Here is a 20,743-nt window from a genome sequence, read left to right on the forward strand (position 1 = left end):
CTGCGGCGGCATGTCGGGGCGTTCGATGTCGGGCGGCGCCACCAGCAGCGCGCCGCGCACGCGGGCCGTGTGCCGCGAGTGCGCGGCCCACGCGGCGACCAGCTGGCAGCCGAGGCTGTGCGCCGCGAGCAGCACCGGCCGCTCGTCCTGCAGCAGCACGTCCTCGAGCCGGGCCATCCAGTCGCCGCGTTTCGGCCACAGCCAGTCGGCCTGCTCGACGCGGAGGTCGCCGTGTTCACGTTCCCAGAGGCTTTGCCAGTGACCGGGGTCGGAGTTCTCCCAGCCGGGGAGCAGGAGCACCCGCACGTCGTGCAGGGCTTGCGGATCAGCGTTTGTCATGCAGGTGGCTTATCCTCGCGGTCCGAGTTCTTTTCAGGTGGGTGGACGATTCAATGAAGCATCGCGTGTTTGTCGACGGCCAGGAAGGCACGACCGGTCTGCGCATCAACGAGTACCTGGCGGCGCGCAGCGACGTCGAAGTGTTGCGCATCGATGCCGACCGGCGCAAGGATGCCGCCGAACGCGCCCGCCTGCTGAATGCCGCCGACGTGGCCTTCCTGTGCCTGCCCGATGCGGCGTCGCGCGAAGCCGCGGCGCTGGTGACGAACCCGAACACCTGCCTGATCGACGCCAGCACGGCCCACCGCACGGTGCCGGGCTGGGTGTTCGGCCTGCCCGAACTGGCGGCCGACCAGCGCGCGAAGATCCGCGGCAGCAAGCGCCTCGCGAACCCCGGTTGCCATGCCAGCGCCTTCATCCTGCTGATGCGTCCGCTGGTGGATGCCGGCCTCGTGTCGGCGTCGCTCGGCGTCAGCGCCACGTCGATCACCGGCTACTCCGGCGGCGGCAAGAAGATGATCGAGCAGTACGAGGCGGGCGGCGACGCACGGCTCGATGCGCCGCGGCCCTATGGCCTGACGCTCGCGCACAAGCACATTCCCGAGATGATGGCCCACACCGGGCTCACGACGAAGCCGGTCTTCATGCCAATCGTAGGCAAGTTCTACAAGGGCTTGGCGGTGAGTGTGCCCTTGCATTTGGCGAGCCTGTCGGCGGGTGCCAGCCCGGAGTCGCTGCATGCAGCGCTGACGCAGCGCTACGAGGGCGAGCGCTTCATCCGCGTGATGCCGTTGCGCGATGCGGCGACGCTCGAAGAGGGCTTCTTCGATGTGCAGGCCTGCAATGACAGCAACCGCGTCGACCTGTTCGTGTTCGCGAACGAGAGCCAGGTGCTGCTGATGTCGCGGCTGGACAACCTCGGCAAGGGCGCCAGCGGCGCGGCGGTGCAGACGATGAACGTGCACCTCGGGCTGGACGAAGGCATGGGGCTGTAAGGCGGCGGGCTGGGGCTCAGGCGGCCACGGTCTCCTGGGCCCGCGCGACCATCTCGGCCGCGAATTCGACGAAGGCCTGCGCGCCCCGCGAGGCCGGGTCGAACACCACGCCGGGCAGGCCGTAGCTGGGCGCTTCGGCCAGGCGCACGTTGCGCGGGATCACGCTGTTGAACACCTTGTCGCCGAAGTGGGTCTTCAACTGATCGCTGACCTGCTGCTGCAGCGTGATGCGCGGATCGAACATCACGCGCAGCAGGCCGATCAGCTGCAGCTCGGGGTTCAGGTTGGCGTGCACCTGCTTGATGGTGTTGACCAGGTCCGACAGGCCCTCGAGCGCGAAGTACTCGCACTGCATCGGCACCACGACGCCATGGGCGCTGCACAGGCCGTTCAAGGTCAGCAGGCTCAGCGACGGCGGGCAGTCGATCAGCACGAAGTCGTAGTCAGTGGACACCGCCTCGAGCGCCGCCTTCAGCCGCTTGTCACGCCGCTCCAGCTTGACCAGCTCGACCTCGGCGCCCGCCAGCTCGCGGTTCGCGCCCAGCACGTCGTAGCCGACTTTCTCGCTGCGCTGCCGGGCCTCGGYGATCGTGGCCGACTCCAGCAGCACGTCGTAGACGCTCAGCGACAGCGCGCGCTTGTCGATGCCCGAGCCCATCGTCGCGTTGCCCTGCGGATCCAGGTCGACGACGAGCACGCGCTGGCCGATCAGCGCCAGGCCAGCGGCCAGGTTGACGGTGGTCGTCGTCTTGCCGACGCCGCCTTTTTGGTTCGCGATGCAGAAGATGCGGGTCATGGAGGAGGGCGCTGCTGGAAGAGGGATCAGTTGCTGCCGAGGCGGATGCCGAAGCCGATCAGGAAGATACCAGCCGCCTTCTGCAACCACGCCGTCCATCGGCGGTGCTGGCGAACTTTGTTCGACACCGACTGCGCAAAGGCGCACAGCGCCAGGCAGTAGGCGAGGGTGATCAGTGCGATCGTCGCGGCCATCGCGGCAAAGGTGACCGCGCCGCGCTGCGTGGCGGGGTCGATGAAGAGCGGGAAGAAGGCCATGTAGAACACGATGGCCTTCGGGTTCAGCAAGGTGATCAGGAAGGCCTGGCGCGCATAGTCGCGCGGCTCGATGCGGATGGGCGAGGCGTCGCCGGGCCGGGCCAGCAGCAGCCGCAGGCCGATCCAGGCCAGGTAGGCGGCACCGCCGTACTGCACCCACCGAAACGCCGTGGGGTGCGAGGCGAGCAAGGCCGCGACGCCGCCCACGGCCAGCCACAGCAGCACCTGGTCGCCGGCGATCACGCCGAAGGTGGCGGCGGCACCGGCGCGGAAGCCGCCCTTGGCGGTCGAGGTCAGCAGGGCCAGCGTGCCCGGGCCGGGCAGGGCGAGGAACAGCACGATGGCCAGGCAGAACGAGCCGTAGTCGGAGATGCCGAGCACACTCATCCGGCAGCCTTCGGGCGGATCCAGACCAGGCAGCGCTCGGCATCCAGGTCCGGAACGGTCAATGGTTCCACGTGAAACACATCGAGCGTGACCGGCAACTCGGCGATCTCGGTGGTCGGTGACTTGCCCTTCATCGCCATCCAGAGGCCACCCGGGGCCAGGTGCTTTTCGGTCAACCGGGTGAAGTCGCTCAGCGAGGCGAAGGCGCGGGAGGTGATCACGTCGGCGCGGGCGGGTGGCATCTCCTCGACCCGCGCGTGCTCGGAACGCAGTTGCCGCAAGMCCAGCTCGGCAGCGGCCTGCTGGATGAAGCTGGCCTTCTTGCCGACGGTGTCGACGCAGGTGATGTGCCACGACGGCTCGGCGATGGCGAGCACGACACCCGGCAGGCCGGCGCCGCTTCCGACATCGAGCATCCGCAACGGCCGCCCCGCGGCATGCCGGCGCAACGGCCCGACGACCGACAGGCTGTCGAGCAGGTGGTGGGTCAGCATCTCGGACGGGTCACGGACGGCGGTCAGGTTGTAGACCCGGTTCCACTTCGCGATCAGTGCCTGGTAAGCCAGCAGCCGGGCCTGCTGGTCGGCATCGAGCGCCAGCCCGAGCCGGTCCAGTCCGCTGGCGAGGGTGTGGGCCTCAGGCGGCTGCATCGGTCGGCGTGCTGTCGTTGCCGGCGCGATCGGCGGCCATGAACCCCTTGAAGCGACCCTTCTTGAGGTGGATCAGCAGCAGCGAGATCGCGGCCGGGGTGATGCCGGAAATGCGAGAGGCCTGCCCCAGGGTCTCCGGCCGATGCTTCGCCAGCTTTTGGCGGGCCTCGAAACTGAGCGCGGTGACCTGGGCGTAGTCCAACTCGGCGGGCAGGCGCAGGCTCTCGAAGTGAACAGTCCGCTCGACTTCATCGTTCTGCTTGGTGATGTAGCCGGCGTACTTGATGCTGATCTCGGCCTGCTCGATCACGGTGTCGGCGAGCGTCTGGCCCAATTCGGCGTGAAGCGCTGGGCGCGAAACGCCAGCCTCCGGCTTTGCGATGGCGGCGATGGCGGCGACCGCATCGAAATCCACCCCGGGGCGGCGCAGCAGATCGGCCAGGCTGTATTCATGCTCGATGGCTTTGCCCAACAGTCGCTCGGCATCCGCAGCCGGCAGCAGGTTGGGGTGCACCCAGGTCGAGCGCAGGCGTTCGGTTTCACGTGAAACAGCATCGCGCTTGCGGTTGAATGCCTCCCAGCGCGCGTCGTCCACCAGGCCCATGTCGCGGCCGGCTTCGGTGAGCCGGAGGTCGGCGTTGTCCTCGCGCAGCTGCAGCCGGAACTCGGCGCGGCTGGTGAACATGCGGTAGGGCTCGGTGACGCCCTTCGTGATCAGGTCGTCGACCAGCACGCCGAGGTAGGCCTGGTCGCGGCGAGGTGTCCAGGCGTCCAGCCCCCGCACCTGGCGGGCGGCGTTGATGCCGGCGAACAGGCCCTGGGCTGCCGCTTCCTCGTAGCCGGTCGTCCCGTTGATCTGGCCCGCGAAGAACAGGCCGCCGATGGCCTTCGTCTCGAAGCTGGCCTTCAGGCCGCGCGGATCGAAGTAGTCGTACTCGATCGCATAGCCCGGTCGCAGGATGTGGGCGTTTTCCAGCCCTTGCATCGAACGCACCGCGGCGAGCTGGATGTCGAAGGGCAGGCTGGTGCTGATGCCGTTCGGGTAGAACTCGTGGGTCGTCAGGCCTTCGGGCTCCAGGAAGATCTGGTGCGAGTCCTTGTCGGCGAAGCGATTGACCTTGTCTTCGATGCTCGGGCAGTAGCGGGGCCCCACACCTTCAATCACGCCGGTGAACATCGGGCTGCGGTCAAAACCGCTGCGGATGATCTCGTGCGTTTGTTCGTTGGTGTGCGTGATCCAGCAGGGCAGCTGTTGCGGGTGCTGCGAGGCATGGCCCATGAAGCTGAACACCGGCACCGGATCCAGGTCGCCGGGTTGCTCGGTCAGCTTCGAGAAATCGATCGTGCGGCCGTCCAGCCGCGGCGGCGTGCCGGTCTTCAGGCGCCCCTGCGGCAACTTCAGCTCTTTCAGCCGGGCCGACAGCGAGATGGCCGGCGGATCTCCGGCGCGGCCGCCGGCATGGTTCTGCAAGCCGACATGGATGCGCCCGTCCAGGAACGTGCCCGCGGTCAGCACGACGGTGCGGGCGCGGAACCGGATGCCGACCTGGGTGACGGCGCCGACCACGCGATCGCCCTCGACGATCAGGTCGTCGACGGCCTGCTGGAACAGCGTCAGGTTCGGCTGGTTCTCCAGCCGGCGGCGGATGGCCGCCTTGTAGAGAATGCGATCCGCCTGCGCGCGGGTCGCGCGAACCGCGGGGCCCTTCGAGCCATTGAGGATGCGGAACTGGATGCCGGCTTCGTCGGTCGCGACCGCCATCGCGCCGCCGAGCGCATCGACTTCCTTGACCAGGTGCCCCTTGCCGATGCCGCCGATCGACGGGTTGCAGCTCATCTGCCCGAGCGTCTCGATGTTGTGCGTCAGCAGCAAGGTGCTGCAACCCATGCGCGCGGCGGCGAGTGCGGCCTCGGTGCCGGCATGGCCGCCGCCGACGACAATCACGTCGAAATCATGGGGGAACAACATGGGGGCTCCGGTTGGGGTCACGGCAGCGGTGTCGGGTGCTGCAGACGCAGGGCGTGAGGGACGCCGGCGAAGGTCGGATTTTAGGCGGGGGGCGGCTTTCCGTCACCTTGGTTTCACGTGGAACAACCGATGAGCAGGGGTTTGAAGTGCCGGCCGAGGTGTGGGGCGTGCTGCATCGCGCCGTCGATCAGCACGCCGATTCCCGGCATGCCGAGTGGCAAGCCGGCGGGCGTGCCCTGCGTGCAGCTCGATGCGGATCTGCGCTGCAAGATCTTCGGGCACCCCGATCGGCCTGCGGTCTGCGGCTCGTTGCAGCCCAGCACCGACATGTGCGGGGCGGATGCTTCGCAGGCCATCCACTGGCTGAGCCAACTCGAGCGACAGACCCGTCCCGGTGGCGTCGACGCTGCGGCTACCCCCAATGCCCCGGCGGGCACGGCTCTCTAGACTCGTCCATCCCCACTGCACGGAGCGCCGACATGCGATTCCCTTCCATCTCCCGCCGCGAGTGGCTGGCTGCCGCCGCAACCTGCAGCATTCCGTCCATCGGCTGGGGGCAGGGCGCGGCCTGGCCGACCAGGTCGATCCGCTTCGTCGTGCCGTTCGCGCCGGGCGGCAGCTCGGAGATCGTCGCCCGGTCGACGGCCGTCGAACTCAGCAAGGGGCTCGGCCAGACCGTCTACGTCGAGAACAAGCCGGGCGGCAGCGGCAACATCGCGATGGCCGACGTGGCCCACGCCGACGACCAGCACACGTTGATCCTGGGGCACATCGGCACGCTGGCCGTGAACCCGTTCATGTACGACAAGCTGCCGTACGACCCGGTCAAGGATTTCCGTCCGATCACCCTGCTCGCCAAAGTGCCCAGCCTCTACGTCGTCCATCCGGATGTCCCGGCGAAGACCCTGAAGGAGTTCGTTGCGCTGGTGCGCAGCAAGCCGGGACAAATGAACTTCGGCTCGGCCGGCAACGGCAGCGCGGGGCACCTGGCGATGGAGTACCTGAAGGCCGTCGCCAACCTGTTCATCGTCCACGTTCCCTATCGCGGCACCGGACCCCAGCTGACGGACCTGCTGGCCGGCCGACTCGATGCGGCCTCGGTCGGTGCGCCGGCCATCCTGCAGTTCATCAAGGCCGGCAAGCTGCGCTGCCTGGCGACGGGCTCGAAGCAGCGCCTCGCGCAACTGCCCGACGTGCCGACCGTGGCCGAGCAGGGCTTCCCGGACTTCGAGATGACGCAGTGGTACGGGTTGATGGCCCCGTCCAGCCTTGCGCAAACGTATGCGGACCGCCTCGCGGTGGAGGCGGCGAAGGCGATACGCTCGCAGGCCGCCAAGGAGCGCCTGGAGGGCGATGCGGCCGAGGCGATCGGCAACACGCCGGCGCAGTTCGCGCAGTTCATCGCGCAGGAGCAGGCGCGCTGGAAACCGGTGATCACGCGGGCGCGCATCAAGCCGGACTGATCTGGCAAGGGCGGAACTGGAGCGCGATCGGCCCGTTTCCCGGCGGTTTGCCGGCCGCGGGCCCGTGGGAGCATGCGTAGCACGGTCCGCCGGGCGGCGCTGGGTTGCTGCCGAGACCGTGGGTTGGATCCGCTGTCCATGGTCGTGAACGTACTTCAGCTGCTGCGTCGGGTTGCCTCATCGGTCAAATTCAAGATCGTTGCCGCCGGCGTGCTCACCGCGGTCGCCGCCACGGCGGTCACGACGCACTTCGTCCTGTCGACCACGCAAAGCCGCTCGCGGCAGCAGCTGCTGCTGCAGAGCGCCAACGATGTCGAGCGCACGGCCAACCTGCTGTCGAGCAAGCTCGAGCTGCTGCAGACGGCATTGCAGGGCGTGGCGAGCCAGGTGCGGCCGGAGATGCTGCACGACCGGCCGGGGCTGACGCAGTTCCTGGTCGACAAGCCGTCGGCTGGCCTGCTGTTCGATTCCGTCTTCATCCTGGCCCCGAACGGGGATCTGCTGGTGCGCCTCGAGAAGGGCGTGCCGGGCACCCAGTTTCCGAACCTGGCCGACCGCGAGTACTTCCAGCGCGTGATGCGCGAGAAGCTGCCGGTGGTCTCCCGGCCGCTGGTCAGCGCGATCAGCCATGCGGCCGTCCTGATCTTCGCGGTGCCGGTGCGGCAGGTCGACGGCCAGGTCACGGCCGTCGTCGGTGGCGCGTTGCGCCTGGACAAGACCGGGCTGCTGTCGTTCCTGCGCGACTCGTCCGGCCGCGACAACTCGCGCGATCTCGTCATCGATCGCAGCGGGCAGATCCTCGCGCATGCCGATCCGAAGCGGATCATGGGCCATGCGCGCGACGAGGTCGGGCTGAGCGCGGAGTTCGAACGCTGGACCCTCGACGGCGGCACGATCCACGTGGAGGGTGCGGCCTCGTTGGGCCATGGCTACCTGGTCGCGCTGGCCGGCGTGCCCGCTGCGGAATGGATGCTGATCCACGTCACGCCGGAGGCGGACGCGATGCAGTCGCTGGCCGCGGCACGCGACACGGCGTGGCGCGTCGGTGCGATCGTGGGGATGGCGGCGGCGTTGCTCGCGGGCTTGCTGGCCTGGTTCATCACGCGGCCCATCTCGCAACTGCATGCGAGGGCGATGAGCCTGCTCGATGACGAGGCCGCCCTCCGCGGCGACTGGCCGCGCGGAGCGGGGGAGATCGGTGCGCTGTCGCGCGCGTTCCAGCACGTCGTCGAACAGCGGATGCTGCGGGGTCGCGAGACGCACCGGCTGCTGGGGCAGTTGCAGGCGGTTCTCGATGCGGCGCATGCCGGCATCGCGCTCACGCGCGAAGGGCGCTTCGAACTGGTGAGCCGGCATTTCTGCGAGCTGTTCGGACGCGACAAGGCCGAGTTGCTCGGGCATGACACGCGGTTGATCTTCACGAACGAGTTGCAGCACCAGCAGCTGAGCCAGCAGTCACTCGATGCGCTCGACGCCGACGGTGCCTACGAGGCGGAATGCCCGCTGGCACGGCGCGACGGCAGCACGTTCCGCGGGCACATCCGCGGCAGCCTGTTGCCCGGCAGCGACCGCCGCGCCGGCATCATCTGGATCGTCGAGGACGTGACCGAGGCGCATGAACGCAACGCGCGCCTGTCGTGGTCGGCCACCCATGACGCGATGACGCGCCTGGCCAACAGGGTGCAATTCGACAAGGTCCTCGACGAGGCGACCCAGCGGGCCGGCGAGCAGCCGTTCTGCGCGCTGTTCATCGACCTGGATCGCTTCAAGGCCGTCAACGACACGGCGGGGCATGCGGCGGGAGACGCACTGCTGCGTGACGTCGCCTCGCAACTGCAGGAGCGGGTGCGCCCATCGGACACGGTGGCGCGGCTCGGCGGCGATGAGTTCGCGGTGCTGCTGCCGCACTGTCCGGTCAAGCGCGCGCTGGCCATTGCGGACAGCCTGCGGGCCGCGATCAACGGCCATCGGCTGGAGTGGGAGGGCCACAGCCTCGGCGTCGGCGCGAGCATCGGGCTCGTGCAGGTCGACGCCAGCTTCGCGAATGCGGCGGCGGTGCTCAAGGCCGCCGACATGGCGTGCTACGCCGCGAAGCGCGATGGACGGAACCAGGTGGTGGTCTATACCACTGCGATGGCGGCGTCTCGGAATCTGGTGGGGGTTTGAAGGGCCGGCCTCGGAACCGAGGCGGCCGGGCCAAGCCTGTTGTCACTTCGACAATTCAAAGCGCAACAGACCTGGCTTGGCACGACTGACATTGACGAGATCAGGGACACCCCTGTCTCTTCGAGGGAACCTCGCTGCGGTGACAGCCGCTCACGGGTTCCTCTTCGATTTACTACTTCCTCCGCTGAGTTCGTTGCAGTGATCCCGGGAATCTGGAGCGCCCGACCACTGCTCGATCAACTTTTACTACGGTCACACACTAACGACTGGACTCGCGTCCAGGAATCTCACCAAGTCTTGTTCGGCTGGTCGGTGCCGCCGCTGATCAAACGCAGCAACTTGCTGTCGAGAACGACGGGCTCATTGCGAACGATCTTCGAATCGGTTTCGAAACGAGCCTTGTCGTTCGATTGCGTCGAGGGGATCAGTGCGATTGCTTGTTGCATGAGGAGCTCCTGGCTTGCTGCGTGCACGCCAACTCGTGCACTGGCTCTATTGCAGCAGCCCCCCTCGTTTGCGGTAACTGTCAGCTCTTACAGGTATCGCTGCACGCCAAGTTCAGGCAGTGCAAAACTCAACGAATCAGACCCATGCGCAAGGCCTTCAAGACGGCCTGATGCTTGTTGACGCAGCCGAGCTTGTGCATTGCATTGTTCACATGCAGTACAGCAGTTCGCTCACTGATACCGAGGATGTTGCCGACCTCCCACGCGGTCTTGCCATCCATCGTCCAACGCAAGGTTTCGACCTCGCGTGGCGTGAGTGGCGACGTCCCTGGCTCCTGGGCCGTGGGGATGAGAATGCGCGATGCGGTCTCGTAGGCGTGCACGGTGAAGAGTTGCAGGTCGGCGACGATGCGCGTCAGCTCCTGACGATCCGTCGGCAGCGGCTGGTCCCGCTCGACACCGAACATGAAGTGCTTGCCGTCAGGCAGATGCAACGTCAGCCCGATGCCGTGCGAATAGCCGAAACGGGCTTGCTGCTCCCACTTCTCGCCCTGGCCCACCGAGGTGTACGTCTTCTGGTCCCAGATGATGGGAACGCTTTGTCGCTTGCAATGCTGCATCACCGGGTCGGTGCGGCCATTGCCCACCTCCTCGAACGAATCCCGGTACGCCGAGGGCGCATTGTCGACAGCGATGAATTCCGGGTCGCCCAGGAAATGGTCGATGACCGTGATGGCGCTGACTTTCTCGAACCCGAGTTGCTGTGCAAAGCGAACGATCTCGCCCTGGAACTCCTCGCGGGTTCCAGCTTGCAGCACCGACATGTACCCACCTTGCAGCATGGTCCTCTCACCTCGCAACCGTTTGCTCCGGCCTCACTACCTCAAGCGACCCTGACAGGTCTTACAGCTGACAGAGATTACAGCTGGCAAGGTTTACAGCTAGGCGCGACCGTGACTTGACCACATTATTGGCCAATCACAAAACTCAGGGATCAACACGATCAACCGCTATGACGCCTGCATGGACCATCTACGCCTGGCCGCCCGTCAAGTGGCAGGCAGACAGCACCCCTGATCTTCACTTCGTGCATTTGGGCACACGCGTGTTGAATCCTGGTGACGATGACGGACCGAGCACCGGCCAGACGCTGTGGGGCGGGCCGCTCTCCGAAGGCGCGGCCGGCGTGGCGTGGGACTGGGTGCAGCTCGAGCAGGGCATCGTCGCGATGGCCGATCCGCTCGGCCTGATCACCAACCTGCAGCTGCTCGGCGCCGGCGGCGAGAAGCTGAGCGGCATGGAAGTGGCGATGCGGCTCAACGAGATCGTGCACACGCTGCCGTGGCAGAACGAGGTGCAGCGGGCGCTGGACCGCGCGGCCTGACCTGCGGCCTGAGGGCCGCACCCCCGATTCAGCCGGCGGCGAGCACCATCTCGGTGTGCAGGATGCCGTCTTCCAGGTAGCGCTCGCCGACCACCACGAACCCGAAGCCCGCATAGAAGGCCTCCAGCCGCGACTGCGCCGAGATGCGGATCCCGTGCTCCGGCAGCACTTCGCGCGCGTGCGCGATCGCGCGCCGCACCAGTTCGCGGCCCAGACCCAGGCCGCGCGCCGCCTCGCTGGTGATCACGCGGCCGATCGACGGCTCCAGGTACTTCGCGCCGGGCGGCAGCAAGCGGGCATACGCGAACGGCTGGCGCTGCGAGGGCAGCCACGCGGCGAGGTGCCAGGCCGCCTCGTCATGGCCGTCGACATCGAGGTAGGCGCAGTTCTGTTCGACCGAGAAGACCTGCTGGCGCGTCATGTAGATGTCGTGCAGCTCGCGCAGCGTGAGTTCGTCGAAGCGGCAGAAGCGCCACTGCAGCGCGTCGAGGGACAGGGGTGGAGTGCTCATCCCCGCATGCTATCGAACCGCCGCGGCGCGCAGGTGGCGCGCCACGAAGACGACGCTCACCACCGTCAGCACCGTGCAGACGGCCAGCGAGACCGCCACCGGCTGCATCGCCAGCGCCTCGCCCTTCAGCACGCGCGTCATCAGCGTGAACTGCGCGAGGCCGGGCACCCAGGCGTGCCACCAGGCTTCGCCACCCTGGTTGAAGAGCGTCATCAGCGGCAGCAGCGAGGCCGCGAGCACCACCACCGTGCTGTTCGCCTGGGCCTCCTTGAAGGTCTTGCAGCGGATCGCCACCGCCATCAGCAGCGCCGACAACGCCGCCGCCAGCGGCAGCAGCAACGCGATGAACAGCATCGCCTCGACCCAGCCGAACTGGAACATCGCCTGCAGCGTGTCGCTGCGCAGCAGCCACTGCGCCGGCAGGAAACTCAGGCAGCACAGCACCGCGATCAGCATCGCGAGCGCGAACACCGCCCCCCACTTGCCGCCGACCAGCGCCCAGCGCGGCGCCGGGTTGGCCAGCAAGGGCTCCAGCGATCCCCGCTCGCGTTCGCCGGCCGTGGTGTCCAGCGCGGCGTTCAGCGCGCCGTAGACCACGGCCATGATCACGAAGAATGGCAGCATGCCGGTGAGCTGGGCAGCACGGCCCTGGGCGCTCGCGAGATCGCGCTCCTCGACCTGCATCGGCTCCAGCAGCTGGGGTGAGACGCCGCGCAGCGCCAGGCTCAGCGCGCCGCGCTCGCGGGCATAGGCCGCGAGCAGCCGCTGCACGCGCCCGGCACCGGCCTCGGCSGCCTTGTTGCCGGTGTCGGAGACGATCTGCAGCGCCGGCTGCTCGCCACGCAGCAGCGCGGCCTCGAAGCCGGGCGGCACCACGAGCACCGGATCGCCGAGCTTCTGCGCGCGCAGCTTCGCTTCGTAGTCGGCCGGTGCCGGCGTCACGACGTAGCTCTGCCGCTCGATGAAGTTGCGCAGTGCCGGTGCATGCTCGATGCCCGACACGACCACCTCGCGCTTCTCGGCCTGCGCCTCCAGCGTCGCGATCAGGCCCGACAGCGCGACCAGCACCAGCGGCCCGAGCAGCACGCTCGAGATCAGCACCACGATCAGCGTGCGGCGGTCGCGCAGCGCATCGGCCAGTTCCTTGCGCAGCACGATCAGCAACAACGACAGGCCGCTCATGCCGCGAGCTCGTCAGCGAAAGCGAGCTTCACGAACGCCTCCTCGAAATCCTGCTCGCCGGTCTGCGCGAGCAGCTCGCCCACCGTGCCGCTGGCGACGGTGCGCCCGTGCGACACCACCGAGACGCTGTCGCACAGCCGTTCCACCTCTTGCATGATGTGCGTCGAGAACACGATGCACTTGCCGCCGCCGGCCGGGCTGCGCAGGTGGCGCAGCACCTCGCGCAGTGCGCGCGTCGCGAGCACGTCCAGCCCGTTGGTCGGCTCGTCGAGCACGATGTTCGCCGGGTCGTGCACCAGCGCACGGGCCAATGCGGTCTTCATGCGTTCTCCCTGGCTGAAGCCGTCGGTGCGGCGTTCCAGCAGCGCCTTCAGGTCCAGCGATTCGGCCAGCGCCTCGGCGCGCGCCTGGGCCGCGTCRCGCGAGAGCCCCTGCAGCCGGCCGTAGTAGACGATGTTCTCGCGCGCGCTGAGGCGTGGCGACAGCCCGCGCGCATCGGCCAGCACGCCCATGCGCGCCAGCGCCGCCTGCGGCTGCGTCGCGACGTCCAGGCCGTCGACGGCGAGCCGGCCGGCGTCCGGCGTGATCAGCCCGGCCAGCATGCGCAGCGTCGTCGTCTTGCCGGCGCCGTTCGGCCCGAGCAGGCCGGTGATGCAGCCGTCGGGGGCGTGCAGGTGCACGTCGGCGACGGCCTGCACGCTGCGCCCGCGCGCGGCGGTGAAGCGCTTCGCGACGTGGTCGATGTGGATCATGGCGTCGCTCCGGTCTGCAAGGGGACGAAGGCCGGCGGGCGCGGCACCGCGACCAGGCAGGTCGTGTCGAGCGCGAGCGCCACTTCATCGTCGGCCGCGTCGATGAAGCGCTGGATCAGGTCGCGCGCGCAGCCCACGCCCATCACGCCGTGGCCGGCATTCGGCACCACCACCGAGCGCGCCTGCGCGCCCAGCGCGCGCGCGACGCGGTCCGCATGGCGCGGCGGGGTGATCGGGTCGAGCCCGCCGCTGAGCAGCAGCACCGGGGTCGCGCTGGCCGACAGGCGGTAGAACGCCTCGGGCACCGCACCGCGCGGCCAGGTGGCGCAGACGCGCTCGTACAGCGTGCCCAGCGTACGGCCGAAGTCGGCGCCGGGCGGGTCGGTGGCCTGCGCCATCCGCGGCACATCCTCTGCGCAGACGACGCTGAAATGCATGCCCATCGCGAGGCCCATGCCCTTGCGCGCCCCCAGCAGCCCGCCGAGCCCGACCAGGCCGTCGACGCGGCCCTGCGCCGCCTCGTGCAGCGCCGTCGGCAGCGCGGCGGCGATCCACGGCGCATACAGCGTGCCGCGCACCGCGCCCAGCACCATCTCGCGCGTCAGCGTGAAACGCTCGATGCGGCCGGTGAGCGGGTGGGCCGCGCTGACCTCGCGCGGCAGGCCGGCGAGCAGCGCCTTCCAGTCGGCGCGCAGCGTCGGGTGCGCGCGTGTGCACCCGGCCTCGGCCTCGCAGGCGGCGAGCAGTGCGTCGAAGGCCTGCTGGCCGTCGGTCGAGAAGCTGACCGGCAGCACCATGTCGGCCGGCGCGACGCCGTCGAGCACGCTGCGCCGCAGCCGGTCCGGAAACTGCCGCTGGTACTCCAGCGCGGCGCGCGTGCCGTACGACGCGCCGAGCAGGTTGATGCGTGGAGCGCCCAGCTGCGCGCGCACGGCATCGAGGTCCTGCATCGCGAGCGTGGTCGTGAAGAAGCCGAGGTCGGCCGGCGCGGTGAGGGGCGCGCGCGTGGCGAGCCGGTCGCGGCACGCGGCCATGCGGGCGAACTGCCGCGCCGGGTCGGCCTCGTCGGCGAGTGCGGCCTCGCGCTTCGACTCGTCCTCGCAGTCGAGCGGTGCCGAGCGTCCGGTGCCGCGCTGGTCGACGAACACGATGTCGCGCCGGTTGTTCAGGCGCTGGAACAGCGGCATCACGCTGCCAGCCAGCGTGATCGCGCTCTGGCCCGGCCCGCCGGCCAGCAGGAACACCGGGTCGGGCAGCTTGCGGCGGGCCATCGCCGGCACGACGACGTAGTGCACGTCGATCTGCGGCCCGGCCGGGCGCGCCGGGTCGAGCGGCCGCCGCACCTGGCCGCAGCGCACCTCGTTGCGCAGGCCGGCCACGCGGCACGGTGTCGTCGCCTCGTCGGCGGCGCGGGCCGGCACAGCCGCCACGCCGAGCAGGGCAGCCAGCGCCGCGGTCAGCACCGCAACAAGCAGCGTGCGCGTCATTCGCCCAGCAGCCGCTTCAGCTCGCCGCTGTCGATCAGCCGCTGCACGTCGGTCTGGCCGCCGACCAGCGTGCCCTTGACGAACACCATCGGGAAGGTCGGCCAGCCGGTCCACATCTTCAGCGCCGCGCGGCGCCGCCACAGGCTGAAATAGCTGCCGTACTCCAGGTAGTGGTGTGCGACGCCGGCGGCTTCGAGCGCCCGGCGCACGCCGCGGCAGTGCGGGTTCTGCGCCATGCCGACCACCAGCACCGGGTTCGAGGCGGCGGCCGCCTGCACGTTGTGGACGATGTCCGCGTTCAGCGTCGCGACCTTCTCGCGGATCGCCGGGTGCAATCGGAATTCTTCAAGGACTTGGCGCGGCATGCAGGCTCCAGTGCACTTCGGTGCAAAGGCGGGAGATTAGCCGACACGGGCACCTCCTCGGCCCCGATGGCGCCGGTGGCCCGCCCGCTGTGTAATACCGGGTCCGCCACTCCCGACGAAGGCTCACCATGAAGCTCTACTACAGCCCCGGCGCCTGCTCTCTGTCGCCCCACATCGTGCTGCGCGAGGCCGGCCTCGCGTTCGAGCCGGTGCKGGCCAGCACCAAGACGCACCAGCTCGCCGACGGCACCGACTACTACACGATCAGCCCGAAGGGCTATGTGCCGCTGCTCGAGCTCGACACCGGCGAGCGGCTGACCGAGGGCCCGGCGATCCTGCAGTACCTCGCCGACCAGGTGCCGACGAAGAACCTGGTGCCGGCCAACGGCACGATGCTGCGCTACCGCGTGCAGGAGTGGCTGAACTTCATCACCAGCGAGCTGCACAAGGGCTTCGGCGTGCTGTTCAACCCGGCGATGCCGGAAGAGGCGAAGGCGGTGATGCGCAGCAAGGTGCAAGGCCGCTTCGCGTGGATCGACGGGCAGCTGAGCGGCAAGGCCTACCTGATGGGCGAGCACTTCAGCATCGCCGACGCCTACCTCTACACCGTGAGCCGCTGGGCGCCGCGCGTGGGTGTCGAGATCGGCGGGCTGGCGAATGTGACGGCGTACGTGGCCCGGGTTGGCGCGAGACCCGCCGTCCAGGACGCCCTGAAGGCGGAAGGCTTGGTGTGACCCACCCCCGAAGCACCTTCGGCGGGCCCCCTCGGGCTGGCGCCCTCTCCCCCTCAAGGGGGCGCCGCCAGCGGCCCGGCAAAGCCGGTTCCGCGGCCGCCGCTGGGTTGTGTGCCGTGTTCGCAATCAGCGCGCAGGCCGCCCCGGCGCCCGGCCGCTACGAGGCGCAGCTGTGCGTGGCGCTGTCGGACGCCGCGCCCAGCTGCGGCCCGGCGCAGGTCGACTGGCGCAGCGGCCAGCGCGTGCGTGTCCAGCTCAGCGACATCGTCTACCAGCTGAAGCTGCACAGCAGCCAGCTCGATGTCGTGCTGAAGCAGGGCGGCATGCAGCTCGACGAGTTCAGTGCCGACTATGCGTGGCAAGGCGATACGCTGCAGTTCGCCGATCGCGACAAGGGCGCTCGCTACGAGCTGCAGCTCGGATCTCGCAAGAAGTAGCGTCTTGCCGGGCGCGATTCAGACCGTCTTCTTCGGCGCCGGCTTCAGCAGGGCATCGCAGGTGGTGCGCTGGCTGTCGCCGGCCGGCAGCTGCTGGCACACGCCGTCGAGCTGCGCCTGCAGCCGCTTGAACGCCGGGCCGTGGCCGGGCGTGCGCTGCCAGGCCAGCAGCTTGTCGCCGGCGCGTTGCAGCGAGCGGGCGCTGCGCTCGTAGAAGGCGCCCGGTTGCTCCGCTTCCTTGAAGAGCTGCTGCGCGGCGCGCTCGATGCGCGCATCGTCCTGCGGCGACAGGTCGACCAGCGCCGCCAGGTAGCGCGCCCCCCATTGCAGGCGCGTGGCCGGGCCCTCGCTCTTGTCGAACGATTCCTCGTACCAGTGCAGCGCACCGGCCTTGTCGCCGCGCTTCTTCGCGTTGGCGGCGAGGCCCAGCATCAGGTAGTACGGCGAATGGCTCTTCGCGAGGTTGGCCTTCAGCAGCGCATCCGATTCGTCCAGCAGCCCGGCCATCTCCAGCATGTCGGCGGCGCTCGTGATCACGGCCTGGCGCTCGTAGCCGTCGGTGATCTCGCGGTCGGAGCGCGCGGCCAGCTCGCGCACCTCGGCCAGCAGCGCCTCGGGCATCGCCGGCGTCGCGTCCTTCGGGGCGTCGATGCGGGCCAGGTCGACGCGTGCGATCAGCGCGGTCAGCCGGTCGGCGCGCGACAGCGTGGCATCGGCCTGCAGCCCCTTCAGCGTCCCGTCGAAGGCGGTCAGCAGCTGCGTGCGCTGCGGCGTCTTCGCGGCCGACAGCACGCGCACCAGGTCGGCGGCGCTGACGGTCAGCACGTCCATCTGCGCGCGGGCGGCGGCCGGATCGGCCAGCAGCGCGAGCACGCGCTCGCGGTCGGCCGGTGTCGCCTTCACCTCGGCGGCATCTCCGGCCATCAAGGCTTTCAGCAGCAGCCGCTGGGCCGTCTCCGGCTGGTCGGCGGGGCAGCCCTGCGCGAGCTGGCGCAGCACCGCCACCGATTGCGCCTTCGGCAGCACCTGCTGCTCGTCGGTCTCCCACGAGTAGAACGCGAGCAGCTTCCAGTCGTTGGCCGACAGGCCCTTGCTGCCGGCGCGCGCATCGGCCAGCACCGCCTTCACCGGCCGCTGCGCGCTGATGCCCAGCGTCAGCACCTGCGTGTACTGGGCGGCATCGACCTCGCCGGGCAGGCGGGTCACTTCGGCGCCGGCCGGGTTGAACAGCACCATCGTCGGATAGCCGCGTACCGCGAAGCGGGTGCCCAGCTTCTGCGCGCCGGGGCTGTCGCCGTCGATGTAGACCGGCACGAAGGCGCGCGAGCGCTCGATGAAATCCTGCCGGTTGAACAGCGTGGCCTTGACCTGGTTGCACGGCGGGCACCACTTGGCGCCCCAGTAGACGAAGACCGGCTTGTTCGCGGTCTTCGCGTCGGCGAAGGCGGCGTCGACATCGGCGTCGCTCGCGGCCTGGCGCCAGGCAATGCCGGGCTTCTCGGGGGCGTCGTGCGGCGCGCTCGCGGCGCTGACGGCGGGGGCCGCGGCAGTGGCAGTGGCGGGCGGCGGTGGCGCTTCCTGCCGCGAGCAGGCGGCCAGGACGGCCAGCAGGGTCAGGATCGCGAGGGGCAGGTGGGTTCTCATGGGCATCTCCCGGGCGCAAGACGCACAGTGTGGCGCATCCTGGGGCGCCTCCGCGAGGGGTGATCCTCGAAATCCGGCCGACCTTATTCGCCCGGCAACGAAGCGTCCGGCGGCAAAGGCGGAGCCCCCAGCTGCGCCTGCGCGTCCTCGTCGCGCCAGCCCTCCAGCGGCGTGGCGCGCGCGAGCGCCATCCACAGGTGGAAGGGCATGCGCATCGGCCGCCGCGGCGCGGGCCGCTCGACCTCGAGCGCGCCGCCGCGCGCCACCAGCACACCGCACTCGGGCGGGATCTCGTCGGCCTGCGCGATGCCGTCGGCCAGCACGTACCAGCACTCGCTGCTCAGCTGCAGGTAGGCCGCTCGCTTGGCGGCGCGGCGCAGGTCCGACAACAGGTCGCTGCGATGCACCTTGACCTCGTGGACGATCGGTTCCAGGTAGGCCTCGACGGTGGTGTGGCGGATCGAGAACACGTCGGGCATCGCCATCACCCAGCCCTCGTCGACCTTCGCGCGCAGCGACAGCCCGCGCCAGGCGAGGCGGCCGGCGCGCGTCATCTCGCGCGCGACGCGCTCGACCAACTGCTCGTGCGCATCGCGGCGCGCGCGGTTGCGCTGCAGCGTCTCGGCCAGCACCGCGATGCCGGCCTCGGTGACGCGCAGCGTCTCGTGGCCCGACACCTGCCGCACCCGCTCGAGCAGGCCGAGGAACAGCAGCTCGACCTCGACCAGGTCCTGGCACGGCCAGCCGGCCGAACGCCAGACCTCGCGCAGGCGGCGGCGGTGCACGCCGGTCAGCAAGGGGGTCGCCTCGTTCATTGCAGCGGGAGTGTCGATCCCTCGCGCAGGGCGTGCAACAGCAGCCGGCCCTTGGCCAGCGTCTCGTCGAGTTCCTCGCGCGGGTCGGAGTCGGCGACCACGGCGCCGCCCACCTGCACCATCACCCGCCGGCCGTGCACGACCGCGGTGCGGATCACGACCGACAGGTCCATCCCGCCGGCCGCATCGAAGTAGCCGATCGCGCCGGCGTACGGCCCGCGCCGCAGCGGCTCGATCGCCTCGATGATCTCCATCGCGCGCACCTTGGGTGCGCCGGTCATCGAGCCGGGCGGCCAGCAGGCGCGCAGCAGCTCGGCGGTGCCGGCGCCGTCGCGCAGCCGCGCGCGCACCGTCGAGACCATCTGGAACACGCTCGGGTGCGCCTCGATCTCGAACAGGCCGTCGACGCGCACGCTGCCGACCTGCGCGACGCGGCCCAGGTCGTTGCGCATCAGGTCGACGATCATCAGGTTCTCGGCGCGGTCCTTGGGGCTCGCGGCCAGCGCGGCACGCTGTTGCGCATCGGCCTGCGCATCGGCGCCGCGCCCGCGCGTGCCCTTGATCGGGCGCGCGCTCACCTCGCGGCCGTCGAGCCGCAGGAAGCGCTCGGGCGAGACGCTCGCGATCGCGCCGTCCGGCAGCGGCAGGTAGGCCGAGAACGGCGCCGGGTTCAGCGCGGTCAGCCGGCGGTACAGCGCGAACGGGTCGCCCTCGAAATCGCCTTCGAGGCGGTGCGACAGGTTGGCCTGGAAGATGTCACCCTGCGCGATCAGCGCGAGCACCTCGCGCACCTGCTGCAGGTAGCGCGGGGCCGGCGTGCGCGAGTGCATCTCGCCGGCACGGAACTGCGTGGCCGCGGGCATCGGCCCGGCGGCGCGGGCGAGCGTGGCGGCGTGCACCTCGTCGCGCGGCGGCAGCAGGCCGGGCAGCTGCAGGCGGGCGTCGTACCAGCGCTGCGTCGCGTGTTCGTAGGCGAGCACCTGGTCGCACAGCTGCAGCCGCAACGCGGGCAGGTCCGGGTCGGCGGCGGCGTGCACCGGCAGCCGTTCCACGTGGCGCGCGAGGTCGTAGCCGAGCCAGCCGAGCCAGCCGCCGGCGAAGTCCAGCCCGGCGGGGCGCCCGGTGGCCGGCGCTGCAGTGCGGGTCAGCAGCTCGCGCAGCGCATCGAACGGATCGGCCCACCGCTGCAGCACCTGCCCCTGCGCATCGCGCAGCCAGGTGCCGTGCGCATCGGTCTCCAGCAGCGCGGCCGGCGGGCCGGCCAGGTAGGACCAGCCGGACAGCCCGGGCATGGCCTTGCTGCTTTCCAGCAGCGCGGCCGGGCCGGCGGCGAGCAGCCGGGCGCACAGATCCTGTGGCCGGCCGGAGAGCGTCAGGGGTAGGATCGTCGACTTCGAATCGGCCACGCAGTACACGCACAGGACACAGGGCGCATGAGTGTAGAGCGGCAAATCTTCCCCCCGGCGGCACGGCACGAGCCGCTGCGCCGGCTGCTGCTGGCGCAGGACGGCTCCACCACGCGCACCTGCTCGGCGATGTGCGGCCTGCCGGTGCAGATCATGCTGCACCACCAGCACCGCACGGCCGAGGTGCCGCGCAGCGTGGCCGAGCAGCTGGGCGGCACGGCCTGGCTGGAGCGCGTGACGAGCCTGGTGGCCGGCGGCCGCGTGCTGATGGACAACCTGTCGTACACGCGGCTCGATGCGGTGCCGGACTGGTTCCTGCGCGGCCTCGACGAAGGCGCCGCGCCGATCGGCCACCTGCTGGCGCGCCTGTTCGTGCAGCGCCAGGCGATCGAGAGCGAACCGGCGCTCGAAGCGGGGCTCTGGAAGGTGGTCGGCCTGCCGGATCCGCGGGCGAGCCGGGCCTACCGCATCGTCACGCCCGAGGGGCCGCTGATGCTGATCTTCGAGGTGTTTCGCGGCGCGATGCTGCCGCAGGCCGAGCCGGTCACTGGCTGATCG

At 69.8% G+C, this 20,743-nt stretch carries 23 protein-coding genes; 8 read left to right on the forward strand and 15 right to left on the reverse strand.

Translation table 11 applies throughout. The features are described 5' to 3' along the window. Positions 1-339 (reverse strand): RBBP9/YdeN family alpha/beta hydrolase (locus AC1D01_RS01060; RefSeq protein ID WP_477864265.1); only part of this gene is annotated, 339 nt, incomplete at its 3' end. Between the two features lie 53 nt (positions 340-392). On the opposite strand from AC1D01_RS01060, the gene argC reads away from it, so the two are divergent. Continuing rightward, positions 393-1,334 carry an N-acetyl-gamma-glutamyl-phosphate reductase gene (gene argC / locus AC1D01_RS01065; RefSeq protein WP_477864266.1) on the forward strand — a complete coding sequence of 314 codons (942 nt, stop codon included), beginning with the start codon at positions 393-395 and terminating at the stop codon, positions 1,332-1,334. Positions 1,335-1,350: 16 nt separating this feature from the next. Here the strand turns inward: argC and AC1D01_RS01070 are convergent, their stop codons facing one another. Genes AC1D01_RS01070 through mnmG form a run of 4 tightly spaced genes read right to left on the reverse strand, consistent with a single transcriptional unit; the run spans position 1,351 to position 5,393 of the window. Then, positions 1,351-2,130 (reverse strand): ParA family protein, encoded by a 780-nt coding sequence (locus AC1D01_RS01070; protein WP_477864267.1) that lies wholly within the window; start codon positions 2,128-2,130, stop codon positions 1,351-1,353. 26 nt (positions 2,131-2,156) lie between these two features. Continuing rightward, entirely contained in the window at positions 2,157-2,768 is a 612-nt protein-coding gene (locus AC1D01_RS01075; protein ID WP_477864290.1) for a LysE family transporter, read from the reverse strand. Between the two features lie 2 nt (positions 2,769-2,770). Beyond that, positions 2,771-3,424, reverse strand: a complete 654-nt coding sequence (gene rsmG, locus AC1D01_RS01080) for a 16S rRNA (guanine(527)-N(7))-methyltransferase RsmG (RefSeq protein ID WP_477864268.1) — start codon at positions 3,422-3,424, stop codon at positions 2,771-2,773. Beyond that, positions 3,411-5,393: a tRNA uridine-5-carboxymethylaminomethyl(34) synthesis enzyme MnmG gene (gene mnmG, locus AC1D01_RS01085; protein WP_477864269.1), complete on the reverse strand. Its 1,983-nt coding sequence runs from the start codon at positions 5,391-5,393 to the stop codon at positions 3,411-3,413. The genes rsmG and mnmG overlap by 14 nt, the downstream gene beginning before the upstream one ends. 129 nt (positions 5,394-5,522) lie before the next feature. Between mnmG and AC1D01_RS01090 the strand changes: the two genes are divergently transcribed. The 3 genes from AC1D01_RS01090 to AC1D01_RS01100 all read left to right on the forward strand — a co-directional run bounded on the left by AC1D01_RS01090 (position 5,523) and on the right by AC1D01_RS01100 (position 9,022). After that, on the forward strand, positions 5,523-5,840 hold the full coding sequence (locus AC1D01_RS01090; protein WP_477864270.1) for a YkgJ family cysteine cluster protein: 318 nt from the start codon (positions 5,523-5,525) through the stop codon (positions 5,838-5,840). A gap of 32 nt (positions 5,841-5,872) precedes the next feature. Further along, the gene (locus AC1D01_RS01095) at positions 5,873-6,856 is read left to right on the forward strand and encodes a Bug family tripartite tricarboxylate transporter substrate binding protein (protein ID WP_477864271.1); all 984 of its coding nucleotides are present in this window, start codon (positions 5,873-5,875) and stop codon (positions 6,854-6,856) included. Between the two features lie 138 nt (positions 6,857-6,994). Then, entirely contained in the window at positions 6,995-9,022 is a 2,028-nt protein-coding gene (locus AC1D01_RS01100) for a diguanylate cyclase (protein WP_477864272.1), read from the forward strand. A gap of 287 nt (positions 9,023-9,309) precedes the next feature. Here the strand turns inward: AC1D01_RS01100 and AC1D01_RS01105 are convergent, their stop codons facing one another. Together AC1D01_RS01105 and AC1D01_RS01110 are read right to left on the reverse strand one after the other, a co-directional pair. Next, positions 9,310-9,468 carry a hypothetical protein gene (locus AC1D01_RS01105; RefSeq protein WP_477864273.1) on the reverse strand — a complete coding sequence of 53 codons (159 nt, stop codon included), beginning with the start codon at positions 9,466-9,468 and terminating at the stop codon, positions 9,310-9,312. Positions 9,469-9,596: 128 nt separating this feature from the next. After that, positions 9,597-10,292 carry a helix-turn-helix transcriptional regulator gene (locus AC1D01_RS01110; RefSeq protein ID WP_047503655.1) on the reverse strand — a complete coding sequence of 232 codons (696 nt, stop codon included), beginning with the start codon at positions 10,290-10,292 and terminating at the stop codon, positions 9,597-9,599. A gap of 263 nt (positions 10,293-10,555) precedes the next feature. Here AC1D01_RS01110 and AC1D01_RS01115 point away from each other — a divergent pair, with 263 nt between their 5' ends. Then, positions 10,556-10,852 carry a DUF4902 domain-containing protein gene (locus tag AC1D01_RS01115; RefSeq protein WP_197066843.1) on the forward strand — a complete coding sequence of 99 codons (297 nt, stop codon included), beginning with the start codon at positions 10,556-10,558 and terminating at the stop codon, positions 10,850-10,852. 28 nt (positions 10,853-10,880) lie between these two features. Here AC1D01_RS01115 and AC1D01_RS01120 read toward each other — a convergent pair whose 3' ends face one another. Genes AC1D01_RS01120 through AC1D01_RS01140 form a run of 5 tightly spaced genes read right to left on the reverse strand, consistent with a single transcriptional unit; the run spans position 10,881 to position 15,149 of the window. After that, positions 10,881-11,363 (reverse strand): GNAT family N-acetyltransferase, encoded by a 483-nt coding sequence (locus tag AC1D01_RS01120; protein WP_477864274.1) that lies wholly within the window; start codon positions 11,361-11,363, stop codon positions 10,881-10,883. A 9-nt stretch (positions 11,364-11,372) separates the two neighbouring features. Then, positions 11,373-12,545, reverse strand: coding sequence for an ABC transporter permease (locus AC1D01_RS01125; RefSeq protein ID WP_477864275.1), 1,173 nt, complete (start codon positions 12,543-12,545; stop codon positions 11,373-11,375). Continuing rightward, complete coding sequence (locus AC1D01_RS01130) at positions 12,542-13,297, reverse strand: ABC transporter ATP-binding protein (protein ID WP_477864276.1); 756 nt, start codon at positions 13,295-13,297, stop codon at positions 12,542-12,544. The genes AC1D01_RS01125 and AC1D01_RS01130 overlap by 4 nt, the downstream gene beginning before the upstream one ends. Then, positions 13,294-14,784, reverse strand: a complete 1,491-nt coding sequence (locus AC1D01_RS01135; RefSeq protein WP_477864277.1) for an alpha/beta hydrolase — start codon at positions 14,782-14,784, stop codon at positions 13,294-13,296. Before AC1D01_RS01135 ends, AC1D01_RS01130 begins: the two co-directional genes overlap by 4 nt. Next, positions 14,781-15,149 carry a glutaredoxin domain-containing protein gene (locus AC1D01_RS01140; RefSeq protein ID WP_477864278.1) on the reverse strand — a complete coding sequence of 123 codons (369 nt, stop codon included), beginning with the start codon at positions 15,147-15,149 and terminating at the stop codon, positions 14,781-14,783. Before AC1D01_RS01140 ends, AC1D01_RS01135 begins: the two co-directional genes overlap by 4 nt. Positions 15,150-15,277: 128 nt before the next feature. Between AC1D01_RS01140 and gstA the strand changes: the two genes are divergently transcribed. Continuing rightward, positions 15,278-15,883 carry a glutathione transferase GstA gene (gene gstA, locus AC1D01_RS01145; RefSeq protein ID WP_477864279.1) on the forward strand — a complete coding sequence of 202 codons (606 nt, stop codon included), beginning with the start codon at positions 15,278-15,280 and terminating at the stop codon, positions 15,881-15,883. 116 nt (positions 15,884-15,999) lie between these two features. After that, a complete protein-coding gene (locus AC1D01_RS01150) occupies positions 16,000-16,320 on the forward strand; it encodes a hypothetical protein (protein WP_477864280.1) in 321 nt (106 codons plus the stop codon). A gap of 18 nt (positions 16,321-16,338) precedes the next feature. On the opposite strand, the gene AC1D01_RS01155 is transcribed toward AC1D01_RS01150, so the two are convergent. From AC1D01_RS01155 to pabB, 3 genes are all read right to left on the reverse strand, one after another. Further along, positions 16,339-17,964: a thioredoxin family protein gene (locus AC1D01_RS01155; protein ID WP_477864281.1), complete on the reverse strand. Its 1,626-nt coding sequence runs from the start codon at positions 17,962-17,964 to the stop codon at positions 16,339-16,341. Positions 17,965-18,047: 83 nt separating this feature from the next. Next, on the reverse strand, positions 18,048-18,779 hold the full coding sequence (locus tag AC1D01_RS01160) for a hypothetical protein (RefSeq protein ID WP_477864282.1): 732 nt from the start codon (positions 18,777-18,779) through the stop codon (positions 18,048-18,050). Next, entirely contained in the window at positions 18,776-20,185 is a 1,410-nt protein-coding gene (gene pabB / locus AC1D01_RS01165) for an aminodeoxychorismate synthase component I (RefSeq protein ID WP_477864283.1), read from the reverse strand. Before pabB ends, AC1D01_RS01160 begins: the two co-directional genes overlap by 4 nt. A gap of 27 nt (positions 20,186-20,212) precedes the next feature. On the opposite strand from pabB, the gene AC1D01_RS01170 reads away from it, so the two are divergent. Continuing rightward, positions 20,213-20,740 (forward strand): chorismate--pyruvate lyase family protein, encoded by a 528-nt coding sequence (locus AC1D01_RS01170; protein ID WP_477864284.1) that lies wholly within the window; start codon positions 20,213-20,215, stop codon positions 20,738-20,740. Positions 20,741-20,743 lie beyond the last annotated feature (3 nt).

The sequence above is a fragment of the Rhizobacter sp. P3_B12 genome (assembly GCF_056402895.1).

What these genes read in the sequence shown, in the direction of transcription:
- AC1D01_RS01120 (WP_477864274.1), bottom strand. Translation starts at nt 11,363, where the DNA reads ATGAGCACTCCACCCCTGTCCCTCGACGCGCTGCAGTGGCGCTTCTGC.
- AC1D01_RS01095 (WP_477864271.1), top strand. Translation starts at nt 5,873, where the DNA reads ATGCGATTCCCTTCCATCTCCCGCCGCGAGTGGCTGGCTGCCGCCGCA.
- AC1D01_RS01100 (WP_477864272.1), top strand. Translation starts at nt 6,995, where the DNA reads ATGGTCGTGAACGTACTTCAGCTGCTGCGTCGGGTTGCCTCATCGGTC.
- AC1D01_RS01160 (WP_477864282.1), bottom strand. Translation starts at nt 18,779, where the DNA reads ATGAACGAGGCGACCCCCTTGCTGACCGGCGTGCACCGCCGCCGCCTG.
- AC1D01_RS01140 (WP_477864278.1), bottom strand. Translation starts at nt 15,149, where the DNA reads ATGCCGCGCCAAGTCCTTGAAGAATTCCGATTGCACCCGGCGATCCGC.
- AC1D01_RS01090 (WP_477864270.1), top strand. Translation starts at nt 5,523, where the DNA reads ATGAGCAGGGGTTTGAAGTGCCGGCCGAGGTGTGGGGCGTGCTGCATC.
- mnmG (WP_477864269.1), bottom strand. Translation starts at nt 5,393, where the DNA reads ATGTTGTTCCCCCATGATTTCGACGTGATTGTCGTCGGCGGCGGCCAT.
- AC1D01_RS01135 (WP_477864277.1), bottom strand. Translation starts at nt 14,784, where the DNA reads ATGACGCGCACGCTGCTTGTTGCGGTGCTGACCGCGGCGCTGGCTGCC.
- argC (WP_477864266.1), top strand. Translation starts at nt 393, where the DNA reads ATGAAGCATCGCGTGTTTGTCGACGGCCAGGAAGGCACGACCGGTCTG.
- AC1D01_RS01110 (WP_047503655.1), bottom strand. Translation starts at nt 10,292, where the DNA reads ATGTCGGTGCTGCAAGCTGGAACCCGCGAGGAGTTCCAGGGCGAGATC.
- AC1D01_RS01155 (WP_477864281.1), bottom strand. Translation starts at nt 17,964, where the DNA reads ATGAGAACCCACCTGCCCCTCGCGATCCTGACCCTGCTGGCCGTCCTG.
- AC1D01_RS01170 (WP_477864284.1), top strand. Translation starts at nt 20,213, where the DNA reads ATGAGTGTAGAGCGGCAAATCTTCCCCCCGGCGGCACGGCACGAGCCG.
- AC1D01_RS01105 (WP_477864273.1), bottom strand. Translation starts at nt 9,468, where the DNA reads ATGCAACAAGCAATCGCACTGATCCCCTCGACGCAATCGAACGACAAG.